This window comes from Rubripirellula obstinata, assembly GCF_001642955.1.
GTDB lineage: Bacteria > Planctomycetota > Planctomycetia > Pirellulales > Pirellulaceae > Rubripirellula > Rubripirellula obstinata.
The window spans coordinates 16,495-28,306 of sequence record NZ_LWSK01000017.1; the positions used below are offsets into that span (position 1 = coordinate 16,495).

General features: G+C 54.6%; 11 protein-coding genes. 4 read left to right on the forward strand and 7 right to left on the reverse strand.

Annotated features, from left to right (window positions below; translation table 11 throughout):
- Nucleotides 1–8: 8 nt before the first annotated feature.
- Nucleotides 9–947 carry a CvpA family protein gene (locus RC85_RS07305; protein WP_068260527.1) on the reverse strand — a complete coding sequence of 313 codons (939 nt, stop codon included), beginning with the start codon at nucleotides 945–947 and terminating at the stop codon, nucleotides 9–11.
- Nucleotides 948–1,227: 280 nt separating this feature from the next.
- Here RC85_RS07305 and RC85_RS28200 point away from each other — a divergent pair, with 280 nt between their 5' ends.
- Together RC85_RS28200 and RC85_RS07320 are read left to right on the forward strand one after the other, a co-directional pair.
- Nucleotides 1,228–2,052 carry a hypothetical protein gene (locus RC85_RS28200; protein ID WP_202907963.1) on the forward strand — a complete coding sequence of 275 codons (825 nt, stop codon included), beginning with the start codon at nucleotides 1,228–1,230 and terminating at the stop codon, nucleotides 2,050–2,052.
- Nucleotides 2,053–2,897: 845 nt separating this feature from the next.
- On the forward strand, nucleotides 2,898–3,443 hold the full coding sequence (locus tag RC85_RS07320; RefSeq protein ID WP_068260536.1) for a DUF6580 family putative transport protein: 546 nt from the start codon (nucleotides 2,898–2,900) through the stop codon (nucleotides 3,441–3,443).
- Nucleotides 3,444–3,524: 81 nt separating this feature from the next.
- On the opposite strand, the gene RC85_RS07325 is transcribed toward RC85_RS07320, so the two are convergent.
- The 3 genes from RC85_RS07325 to proB all read right to left on the reverse strand — a co-directional run bounded on the left by RC85_RS07325 (nucleotide 3,525) and on the right by proB (nucleotide 6,561).
- Nucleotides 3,525–4,430, reverse strand: coding sequence for a hypothetical protein (locus RC85_RS07325; protein ID WP_162273182.1), 906 nt, complete (start codon nucleotides 4,428–4,430; stop codon nucleotides 3,525–3,527).
- An 11-nt stretch (nucleotides 4,431–4,441) separates the two neighbouring features.
- Nucleotides 4,442–5,044: a CAP domain-containing protein gene (locus RC85_RS28400; RefSeq protein ID WP_238383102.1), complete on the reverse strand. Its 603-nt coding sequence runs from the start codon at nucleotides 5,042–5,044 to the stop codon at nucleotides 4,442–4,444.
- Nucleotides 5,045–5,388: 344 nt separating this feature from the next.
- Nucleotides 5,389–6,561 (reverse strand): glutamate 5-kinase, encoded by a 1,173-nt coding sequence (gene proB / locus RC85_RS07335; RefSeq protein WP_068260541.1) that lies wholly within the window; start codon nucleotides 6,559–6,561, stop codon nucleotides 5,389–5,391.
- A gap of 208 nt (nucleotides 6,562–6,769) precedes the next feature.
- On the opposite strand from proB, the gene RC85_RS07340 reads away from it, so the two are divergent.
- Nucleotides 6,770–8,380: an amidophosphoribosyltransferase gene (locus RC85_RS07340; protein ID WP_068260544.1), complete on the forward strand. Its 1,611-nt coding sequence runs from the start codon at nucleotides 6,770–6,772 to the stop codon at nucleotides 8,378–8,380.
- Nucleotides 8,381–8,441: 61 nt separating this feature from the next.
- Here RC85_RS07340 and RC85_RS07345 read toward each other — a convergent pair whose 3' ends face one another.
- From RC85_RS07345 to RC85_RS29155, 3 genes are all read right to left on the reverse strand, one after another.
- Nucleotides 8,442–9,290, reverse strand: coding sequence for an anti-sigma factor (locus tag RC85_RS07345; RefSeq protein WP_068260546.1), 849 nt, complete (start codon nucleotides 9,288–9,290; stop codon nucleotides 8,442–8,444).
- Complete coding sequence (locus RC85_RS07350; protein ID WP_235033421.1) at nucleotides 9,287–9,919, reverse strand: sigma-70 family RNA polymerase sigma factor; 633 nt, start codon at nucleotides 9,917–9,919, stop codon at nucleotides 9,287–9,289. The genes RC85_RS07345 and RC85_RS07350 overlap by 4 nt, the downstream gene beginning before the upstream one ends.
- A 126-nt stretch (nucleotides 9,920–10,045) precedes the next feature.
- The gene (locus RC85_RS29155) at nucleotides 10,046–11,203 is read right to left on the reverse strand and encodes a fasciclin domain-containing protein (protein ID WP_238383103.1); all 1,158 of its coding nucleotides are present in this window, start codon (nucleotides 11,201–11,203) and stop codon (nucleotides 10,046–10,048) included.
- A 172-nt stretch (nucleotides 11,204–11,375) separates the two neighbouring features.
- On the opposite strand from RC85_RS29155, the gene RC85_RS07360 reads away from it, so the two are divergent.
- Complete coding sequence (locus RC85_RS07360; protein WP_338060572.1) at nucleotides 11,376–11,804, forward strand: FKBP-type peptidyl-prolyl cis-trans isomerase; 429 nt, start codon at nucleotides 11,376–11,378, stop codon at nucleotides 11,802–11,804.
- Nucleotides 11,805–11,812 lie beyond the last annotated feature (8 nt).

Consider the following 11,812-nt stretch of genomic DNA (forward strand, 5'->3'; position numbering starts at 1 on the left):
ACCAGCGTTTACAAACCTGCGGCTTCGATTGCCTTGTTGGCCTGTTCCAGAAAGCCGGGCTGGTCAACCAAGTTCAACACTGCTGGGTGATTCAGCAGAGTCATCGCTGCGTCTCGGTCCATCGGTTTTCCGGACGTCAAAATATCGTTGATCGATTCGTCGCTGCGCAGTTCGGCGACAGCTTTTTGCACTTCGGGACGCTGTTGCAATTCCAAAATCGATGGGTGGCCGATCACGTCGTTCATCTTGGCGGGGTCAGACAACACAGCGGCGGTGCGTTGAACACGTTGGATTTGGTTTAGCTGAGGAATTCTTTCGATCGGGTTGTATTTGCGAATCGTTGGTCCGATCACGCTGGCGTCGGTTTGATCGACAGTCCAAAAGATTGCTTTGTGAACCAGTGAATAGTCCTCGGCGGCAACATTGGCTTCGGCTAATTTTTGGCGTTGGATCGGTTCCATCACCAACAGCCCGCCAACCAACAACAAGATCGCTGCGGCACCTTGCGCGAATCCGATCACGAATCCACAACGGCGGTTCATCCGGACCAAGCTGGGACGGTTTCGTACGATGCGACCGACGGTCAAATGCATCACCAGCCAAACCAGCATCGAGATGCCGATCCCGACCGCGGCAACGCTGATGCATCGGTTCAGCAGGCCGGTTGTTCCCAGCTTTGAACCGACTTGCAATTCATATTGCATTCCAATTTCAGGGGCATAAACAATCGCGGCGGTGATCGCGGCGACGGAGGTCAAGATCGACAACATGCCGACGCGAAATCCGCCGAACGCGCCGATGCCGGCGCAAGCCAGGATGGCCGCCAGCACTGTTTCACCTTGATAGCCGAAGTACGCAGCAGGCCCAAAGAATGCGATGCACCAGAACAAACGGACTGGGAAAGACATCGACCTTGGTTCAGTTTCAAAAGGAAATGGCTGTTTCATGGTTCGACTTCGTGTTGGCTAAGCAGTGCGTAATTTTTGAAGATGGGTTTCGCCGCAGCGTTGTTTGGACGCGAGCGGCAAGAGACCTGACTTCAGAACCCTAGTTTACGAATCATTCGTTTCACGAAAGCTGCCACCAAGATTGGTGGCAGGCAGGTATTTGGGCGGGGCGCTTGTTCCGGTTGTAGCGGGGAATGCGTTTCGTCTTTCATTGCCGATGGCAGCGGTCCGATGTTCTGAACTAGAGGGAACGTTCGCCGACTTTGGTAAGGAAACCATGATGTTCGTTGATTGCCGCAACCATTCATCCATTGATTCACGCTGGACTAGCTTGCACTGCTTGCGTTGGCTGTTGATGTTGATGTTAATCTTTGGCAGTTGGGCAACAACTCAGGCAGACGAAACGGATTCTTCGGCAAAGTTGAACAAGACTGCGCAGTTAGACATGGATGAGGAGGAAGACGAAGACCAGGACGAGGATTTAGATGAGGATGAGGATTCTGAAGACGACGAAGATTTAGAAGATGACGAAGACGAAGAAGACGAAGAGGAAGAAGAAGAGGACGGTATCCTTGGTTCGCAAGCGACCGAATCATTGCCCACGGTTTCCGGCGGACGTTTCAACATTCCCATGATTGCGGCTGTGTCGACAGCCACCAGCGACGTCGGCAACGGCAGCACGCCTGATGGCTTTCGCACTGACGCGCCACGGCCACTTGCACCGCTGCCAGAATTGGCGAGCGAGCGACGTTCGATCGGCCAGGATTCTGGATACGATGCGTCTTGGACTTGGTCAGTTGGTCGATGGGCGGCAGCCAACACGTTCTCGAATCCACGCTACTTTGAAGACGTCATGCTGGAACGGCATGGCCACCAGCGATGGGGGCATCTGCAACCGGTGGCGTCGGGAATTCGATTCTTCACGACAATCCCAATGCTGCCTTACAAAATGGCCATCAAGCCACCGTGCGAATGCGAGTACACGATGGGCTATTACCGAACAGGATCGTGTGCCCCGGCGCTGTATCAGCGACCGCCATGGGACCGAAAAGCAATTTTGGCCGAGTCTGCCGCCGTCGCGACCGGCATGATCCTGATCCCGTAAAGGATTTCTAAGTTGTTTAACCGCGTGGGCATCGCCCCGCGCGTTCGGGGCGTCCGGGGCGGCACAACGCGCGGGGCGATGCCTGGGCTGATGAAAATGCGGTGGGTGATGTTATTCGCGAACCAGTCGAACATTGCAAATTGCAAAATGAACATTGCAAATTGAAAATTCTTGGGAAGCTGTATTTGCTGGTCAATTTACATTTTTCAGTGTTCATTTTGCAATTTGCAATCAACACCGAGGCCGATCAGCCACACCCCTCCAAAGTCGTCCAGTTTCCCTCCACGCAAACATTTTCGTCAGCCCAGGCGATGCCCACGGAATCAAACGTTAGGCCTGGAAGGCCGACAGCTCCCTGCCGGGTGCGCGAGCACCCGGGTGGCTGCCCGCAACATCATTTCTTTGTCTCGGTTTCGCGGCTACGCCGCGAAACCGAGACAAAGAAAAAGGGAGATTAGACGATGCCATCCGGGGATTTACATCCCCGGCAAAGGGCTTCCGTCCCTACAGGACTATTGCACGAACGTTCTGATCGCGGGGCGATCAACGACTGTTTACATTTACCTGCTCGACTTCTATTGGTATGAGTAACGAAACACATCCGGCAGCAATCAAATCGATGTCCCCCGGGATCAGTTCAAATTGGCCAGTTCAAATTGGCCAGTTCAAATCGGACTGAACCCTGGCGGGATCAGCTACGTTTTTAACGATTGATTGATCGATTTTGGACAAATTTTGATTTACCAGGCGTGCGTTTACGGCGCTCTTCCGCCTCCCAGGTTGCTTGGCTAAACTTGGGGCTCTGAAACCGATTGTTCCCTACCCGTCTCAATATTTGGCCTCCGATGTTCTATTTCGCCCTGATCCTTGTCGCGATCGCCAGTCGTTTTATGCCGCACCCGCCTAATGTCGCCTGCCTGGGTGCGATTGGCATGTTTGCCGGTTGCTATTGCAGCGGCCGAATTGCGTGGTTGATTCCAGCCGCAATCCTGTTGTGCAGCGACACAATTGGGCAATGTTTGGGCGTCCCGGGCTTGGGTTTCTACAGCCCGGTGACGATGGTTTGCGTCTACGCCGCTGCAACATTGGCCGTGCCAGTCGGTCGCTTGATCAGCCGCACGGAAGGCAAAGGATTCAAGTTCGCTGGATCGGTCGCGGGTGGTTCGCTGATCGCTTCGACGCTGTTTTTCCTGGTCAGCAACTTTGGCGTCTGGGCATCCGCTTGGTACCCATCGACCGGTGCGGGACTAGCCAATTGTTACATTGCCGCGATTCCGTTCTACGGATATACGATTGCCGGTGACCTGTTCTTTTCAGCAATCGCGTTTGGTGGCTACGCCGCTGTGACGGCCGGCCAGCCAGCCCGCGAATTGGCACGCCAAGCGGTTTAGTCGCCAGCGGAATAGGTAGGCCGGAACAAACGCAGCGCCGTTCCGGCAATTGCATGTTTCAGCGTTGGATTGCCGGTTGATCTAGTTGGCGAAACCGGTCAGCCAATCGGTCATCGAAAAACGTAGCTCATCGCGTTGTTTGTCGATCGCACGATTCAGCTTTTTGGTCAATCGATCGCTTTGCTTTTCGACCAATCGTTCGACCAAAACTTCTTCGACGATTTCGCCCCACCCCTGAGCGAATTCGCCGCCCATGTGGCTGACACGATTCACTTTGAACTGTTGCAGTTCAACATCAGTGCGAATCACGTTGGGATCCAGCACCAATGCGGGTGGAAATTCGGCATAGTCCATCACAAAGCCGATCGTTGACGTTGTCCGAACTTCCAATCGGATACTGCCGGTAACCGTGACGCTGAAAAGCCGCGTGCCAAGGTTCCAGCGTTGCACTCGAGCTGAAAAAGACATTGGCAAGATCGCTGTCGATTGGATCTTCCACCGATGGGGCTCCTTTTCAACCAGCGATCCTGTATTTGTTCGGTCAGGTAAAACGCGATCGATCACCAGTGACGGTTGCGGAAGTTGCTGATGGGCCGATGGTGCCGCCACGCCGATCGGCAGCAATGGAGCGGCATTGAGTTCGTATCGAATCCAGCGTCCATGTTTGACGTCGCGATGACGGCGATTCGTCTTCAAACGCAAGCCATCCATGCGGATTTTGACACCTGACCAAATCTGCTTGGTCGCGCCCCAATCCTTGTCGCCGTCAATGCGACGAGGCATTTTTCGGATCGCAAAATCGCTCAACCACTGCGCCGCTTGGTGGACTTGCGCAGAAGTCACAAGCGTTGCCGAAGCCGCTGGTAGTTTTCGATTGGCAGGCGAAACCAATTCGATGGGTTCATCAGCAATTGAAAAGGAAGCGGTGGTAAGGCAAGCCAATGCCAACCATCCACCGCTTTTGATAGCCGCAGTGTGTCGCCACACGCCACGCCGAACTAGCGATAGACCACGGCGAAGTAAACGCCATCGCTGCCGGTCGCCATCGCGGCACCGGCGGCTTTCATTCGTGCGTCGCTGGTAAAGCAAGCTGAAACCCCTGATGGCGAATAAGAACTAGACCAACCCACACCTTCGTAGGTGCCCGGTGCATACGAACCTGGCGGATGGCTTTTCAGGTTCATCGAAGCCATCATCTGAGCCCGGCGTGCAGCAACCGCTTGCAGAGCCGGATCATATCGCAAACTGCCCACGCCCTGTCGAGCCCGTTGTGCATTGAGTGTCGCCAAAACGTTCTGGACGCCACCGCCACCGCGCAGACCTGATTGTGCCGACGGAACCGATTGGCTGCCTTTCTGATAGCCAACTTGTTGAACTTGCTGTCGCTGCGAAGCGCCGGTCGCGGACCGAGTGTGATACGTTCCGCACTTGGCGCAGTAATACGATCCGCCGCTGGTTCCTGCCTGGGCGACCACGCTGGGCTGTGAAATCACGACTGGCGAACTGATGCCTTGGCTCAACGCAGAGTTGCTATTCGTCATGCAAAACGCTGCCAAAGTCGCCGCGCAAGTCATTGTCACTCGTTTGAAAAATCTGTTCATTTCGTTTTCCCCGTAAAGGCTGGAAAGGGCTTGTAAAGTCTGGAAAAGAGACTGAGTCCCGTGCAGAGCCAGCAAGGGTTACGATTGTCGGCGAGTGGTAAAGAGGGTGGCTTGATTCCACCTGAGTGTTTTGCACCCAACAGACTCAGTTGGCACGCAAATTATCGAACTGAGGCTAGGAAACTGACGGCCAGGTCCACCCACAGGCGGGGATCGGCAGAAAAGTTATCGCAATAAGATTTTTTGCAGAGAATTTTGCGGAGAATTGCACCCATCCCCTTCCGTTTGCCACTGAGAAGTTTGCCACTGAAAAGCTTGCCACTGAAAAGTTTGCCACTGAGAAACTACAAAACGGTCAGCACCAGGTTGTCTCGGTGAACCACGCTTTCGTAGGGGCAATGACCAAGGATTTCGCTGATCTCATCGCTTGCTTTGCCACGGATTTTCTCTACATCCCCAGACGAATAATTGCAGAGGCCCCGCGCCACTTCGTTGCCGTCTCTATCTCGAAGCGAAACCACGCTGCCGCGTTTAAACGGGCCCCTAACTTTCGTGATTCCAATCGCCAGCAAGCTGCTGCCGCAATGCTTGACCGCACGCGATGCACCATCGTCAATGGTTACCGCACCATCGACCTCCGCTGATGCACCAATCCATCGGCGGCGGCCGCGCACCGATCCATCTTGGTCGGCCAAAAAGAGCGTTCCGATTTCCTCGCCCGCCAGAATTTTTTGCAGCACGCGGTCGTCGCGTCCAGGCGCGATGACGGTTGGGTGACCATGCGAAGCAGCGATCGCGGCAGCTTCCAACTTGCTGGCCATGCCGCCCTTGCTGGACGATTGGCGGTTGACCTGAGCCATCGCGCGGACGCTGTCGTCAACCTCCTCAACGACCTCGACAACTTCGCTAGTATCTGATTCTGGCGGACCGTCAAAAAGTCCGTCGATGTCTGACAAGATCACCAGCACGGTATCGCCAAGCAGCCCGGCCACCTGTGCAGCCAGCCGGTCGTTGTCACCAAACGTTGTTTTCAATTCAGAAACGGCGACACAGTCATTTTCGTTGACGATCGCGATCGCCCCGTATTCATGGATCCGCGCGAACGCATTTCGCACGTTTAAATACGTTTTTCGGCGGCGCAGTTCTGCGGTTGTCAGCAAGACCTGCGCGGCATGACGCCCTCGTTTTGCCAGCGATTTTTCGTAGGCTTGAATCAAGTCCGTCTGGCCAATCGCTGCGACTGCCTGCAATTGGGCCAATCCCGAAGGCCGGGTTTCCAGATTCAATTTCCCCATCCCCGCGCCGACTGCACCACTGCTGACCATGATGACTTGGCGGCCCGTATCGGCGATATCACAAAGCCCCTCAGCGAGCAAATCAATCCGATCGAGGTCCAATTTCCCTTCGGGTGTGGTTAGCACTCGCGTGCCGACCTTCACGACCAAGCTGGTGGCCGAATCAATGTATTGATTGCGAATGGCGGGCAAATCACTGGAAGACAAGTCGATGTCACGCATTAGAAAAAGAAGTTAAACCAGGGTCGTTGGGCAAGTTAAAAAGAAGACGGTTTCAATTCCTCGCTGTTCGCGTATCTTAGAAGACCCATGGTTTGCTTTTGAAGACCCAGCGTTTCAGAAGCCCCGTTCAGAAGCCCAGTGTTTTTGAAGATTGATTTCAAAAGCCCCGTGTTTTAGCTCCCTATCCTTTACGGAAAGAATTTTCGCTATGAGCGAATTGCATCACGAATGTGGTGTTGCCGCCATTTACCACCTCTCTGGTCGTGGCCGCAGTCCGATGTGTACTCAAGATGGCCCGCGGCAAATTTCGCGGCTGTTGCCTCGAATGCTGCTGGATATTCAAAATCGCGGGCAATTAGCCGCGGGAATGACCACCTTCGATCCTGCCCAACCGCGATTGCTGCGGACGCGTAAAGACGTGGGCACGGTCACCGAGGTCTTTCGAATGAACCACAAGGCCAAGGCTGAATCGCTGATGAAATCGCTGGCCGGTCGCGCCGCGATCGGGCATGTTCGCTACGCCACCAGCGGCCAAGACGACCGCTCCTACGCCCAGCCATTCGAACGAAAGCACATCCACAAACGCAAATGGTTCAGCTTTTGTTTCAACGGACAACTGTCCAACTACGGCATCCTTCGCGAACGCTTGTTAGCCGACGGTGACCACCACCTGACGTTGGACACCGACACCGAAATTATCCTGCACGAATTCGGACGTTTGCTCAGCCGATCGCCCACGCGTTTGGACTGGATCGATCTGCTGCGTCAATCGGCTGAAAACTTTGACGGTGCCTACAGCTTGGCGGTCCTGACGGCCGAAGGCGAAATGATCGTCGCCCGCGATCCGCTTGGCATCAAACCGATGTGCTATGTCCACGAAGGCCCACTGTTTGCCGCAGCCAGTGAAAGCGTTGCGCTGTTGAACCTCGGCTTCACCGACGACCAGATTAAGTCTTTGCCGCCCGGGCACGCGATCACGGTCCATCCCGAAACCGGGTTCCACCTGGAACGATTTGCTCCCGAGCAAAAACCGAAACACTGTTTCTTTGAATGGATCTACTTTGCAAACGTCGCCAGCACGCTGGACGATCAAAGCGTCTATCTCAGCCGCACGCACCTTGGCGAAGAACTAGCCAAAGCCGAACGTGAACTCGGCCGCGTCCCGCTGGATTGCGAAGACACGATCATCGTGCCGGTGCCCGACACCAGCAAAGCGGCTGCTGATTCGATGGCGTATGAGCTATCGATTCCGTGTCGCGAAGGCCTGATCCGAAACCGCTACGCCGGGCGAACCTTCATCGAAGGTGGCGGTAACCGCAAAGCCAAAGCTGCGACCAAGTACACGCCGCTTCGCGAAGTGTTGGAAGGCAAACGTGTCATCTTGGTGGAAGATTCCATCGTTCGCAGCACCACGATGAATGTGTTGCTGGATCGAATCCGCGAAGTCGGCGGTGCAAAGGAAATTCACGTTCGAGTTGCCTGTCCACCCATCATCGCGCCGTGTTTTTACGGGATCGACATGAGTTCGATCGATCAATTGATCGGACCCAAGTATTTTGAAAACGGGGTGATTTCTGACGAAGCTCAGCAGCGACTCGCCGATGACCTCGGAGCCGATTCACTTCGTTACTTGCCGGTCGAAGCGATCTCGCGTGCAATCGGAAAACCAACCGATCATCTGTGCCAAGCCTGCGTGACGGGCAAGTATCCGACACCGTGCGGGCAACACTTGTACCAGATCGCGCTCGACAATCGCGGATCAAAATTAGACAGTCGCCAAACCTACGAACAATTAGCGGCGGCTCTTTCAACCGGATGATGAACGGCAATTCTTAGCCGCCAAGCTCGGTGGGGATCACCGTGCTGCTAGCTTTGAAAAGTCACTCCGACGATACCACACTCGCCAACAACGGCAATCTTTCCTGAGTGGAAACGACCACCCCGCCGGGTTTTTCGATCGTAATCGCAAACGCTGCGGGTTTTAGAACTTGCAGCTTGGCATCGATCGGAACGATCACCTCGCCATCGGCTGAGACATTGAATACGCCACCATCAATGGGTTCATCGTCACGCAACGGATCGATGATCCAAAGTTGATATTGCTGCAGGGTTGGATCGTTGACGGGCATCTGCTTGAACCGCATGTAACCGGCTTGGCGGTCGTTGCTCCAGACCACGTCGCCCTGAACTTCTTGCGGGAATGGATGCTTACCAGCCGTCCAATCAACCTTGATCACATCATCCGCCTGTGAAATCAAGTTGCTACGTAACTGAGCGACCGACATCACCGCTGGCGGATCAGTGTTCACGCTCCAAAACCCGAATGCCAATAACGCCGCAGCGGCAAACGCCAACCAAGCAAAGACTTCGCGGGTGCGAAGCAACGATGGCGACGATTGAACGTCGGCCGTGGTCACTAGGTTTGCGTCAGAAACGTTAGTGCTGGTTACGATGTTAGCGGTGTCTGCTGAAAGATGTTTCCCCGCATCGTTTGCGATCCGAACACGCAACGAATCAGGCATCGGCTCGTTTGGATGTTGAAAAGCTAACTGAACTCGCGCCATCGTGTTCTCCAGTTCAAACAGCGATTGCTGATCTTCTTGATTTGAAAACGCAGCTTGAAAAGCGATCTGTTCTTCTTCAGACAAATCATCCAGGACATGTCCAGCCAACAACTCTTGCCACTGTGACTCTTTCCACTGGGAGAGGTTGTCTTTTGCGTTACTCATAACGTGCCTCCCTCGGCGGTCACCACTGCGGATTTTGCCATGCAGTCTTTCAATTGCAACAGCGCTCGCCTTGCGAACGACTTGACCGTTCCCAACGGCATCGAAAGCCGCTCGGCAATGTGTGTGTGCGAACAGCCATGGTGAATCGACAACTCAATGACCTGTTTTTGCTGGCTTGAAAGCCGCTCGATGCATCGCAGCGCTTTGTCGGCCTCATCCGCCAATTCAGCCGCCAATTCCGCAGGTTGCACCGTGACCTCTTCGGGTACGTCGTATTCAATTGCTGACATGTTGAGAGTGTTTGCAGTGCTGGATGTCCGTCGCAAGCGATCGATCAACCGCCGACGGGTAATCAAGGTCACGAAGGCCGCCTCGCTGGACTTGGATGGATCGAAGCTTTTTGCCTTTTTCCAAATCTCCACAAAAATTTCCTGCGAGGCATCCTCGGCATCTGCACTATTGGACAGCCATCGACGCGATAGCGACCACACTAGGCCACCGTATCGCTGCAAACAATCCTCGACAGCCAACGAGTCGCCCGCTGCAATCCGTTGAAGGATCGTGGCAGGTTCAATTGCAGTTTCAGTCACCATATTCAGGATATTCTTTTCGGGATTTACCGTTGCCATCAGTCGAGCCTTTTTGCCGGTAACGTGGCACAACGTTTTACCGAGCCAGCAATCGCTTTAGGACGCGACCGCAAAAGCGAACGCGTCCTAAAACTAAAGCGAAAAGATCAATGGATCATCGACCGCCTACTTCGCGCTCAGTTGCGAATACATTTGATCGATGCCCCGACGCAGTGTCCAGGCACGCTGAGTGTCACAATGATGCCGGCTGGCGTTGCCGATCACCGATGACATGTGCTGTTGGAGCGAGGGATCAACGTCCGTGGACATCAAACCGGTCAACGTTTCGTGATAAAGATTCGCACAAGCCGCGTGGTGTCCCGAATTGAACATCGCCGCACCCTGAACCACCGCACGCTCAAGCACTTGGCGTGCATCGGAAGTCTTCGCAGGCGGCATCAGCACGGAATCGATGATATGAATGACGCCGTTGGACGCATCGACATCGGTGGCAACCAATTTCGCATCGTTGATCATCGCTCCTGCATTGGTGACGCTGACATTAACAATGGACCCTTCCAAGGTCTTTGCGGACTTCGCCGCGAGAGCGTCTTCTGAATACACCCGCCCGGCGACGACGTGGTACTTCAAAATATCGACAAGCTTCTGTTTGTTGCCGGGTTCCAAAAGGGACGCGACGGTTCCATCAGGCAACTTGCTGAATGCTTCGTCGGTTGGTGCGAAGACAGTAAACGGGCCGTCGCCGCCAAGAACCTCGGCCAGGCCGGCTGCCTTTGCCGCGGCAAGCAACGTGCCGAACTTACCCGCCGCAGCGGCCGTTTCGGGAATCGTCTTGTCGGCGGGCAGGATCACTGAATCGATGACGTGAATGACCCCGTTGTCACATTCGATGTCTGTCGTGACAACGGTGGCACCATCGACCATGACGCCCGAATCCTTGACGGTGATGTCAACGCGTTGTCCATTCACCGTCTTTGCTCCGCTGAGGTCAACGACCTGGGCCGCCATCACCTTCCCGGAAACAACGTGGTAGGTCAGCACGCCAGCCAGAGTTGCTTTGTTCTCTGGTTTTAGCAACGTTTCAACCGTGCCTTGGGGCAGCTTGGCAAAGGCTTCGTCGGTGGGAGCGAACACGGTGAACGGACCAGGGCCTTTCAAAGTTTCCACGAGGTCCGCGGCACCCAAGGCAGCGGCAAGCGTCTTAAAACTGCCCGCTTTCACTGCGGTGTCCACGATGTCGGCAGCCATGGCCGAAGACGATACAATCGTTCCCAGTGCGAGTGCGAACAAGCTCTTCAACTGAATCTTCATTTTCAGGTCCATTACATAAGTGTGTTTTTGTAAGTTTCATCTAACCGACCGGTCGTAGATGTATTCGAAGGTAAGATCCAACTGGATGCATCATTCGCAAAAAATGATGAAAGTTTCTGGCACTGCTCGGTGATCGCTAGTATTTTCCTTGTCCCTTTTCGACCCTCCAGACCGAAAGATTCCTGTGCGTTTTCTACTTCTAGCCCCTTTGCTTGTCTGCCTGTTCGTCGGGTGTGGGCAGCGACGTGGACCGATGGCGATCGACGACGATGCGCCGACTGAATTCACGACCACTGAATCCGGATTGAAGTATCGAATCCTGCGAAAGTCCGATGGTCCCAAACCCGGACCATCGGACACCGTGACAGTCGACTACTCCGGGACCCTGGACGATGGCACTGTTTTCGACTCATCCTACAACCGAAATCAGCCAACCACGTTCCCGCTTAGCGGCGTCATCCCCGGCTGGACCGAGGGTCTGCAATTAGTGGGCGAAGGCGGCATGATCGAACTAGAAATCCCCGCCATCCTCGGCTACGCAGGCCAGTCCCAGCCAGGCATCCCACCCAATTCAACACTACATTTCAAAGTCGAATTGCACGACATTCGGTAGGCTTTCAA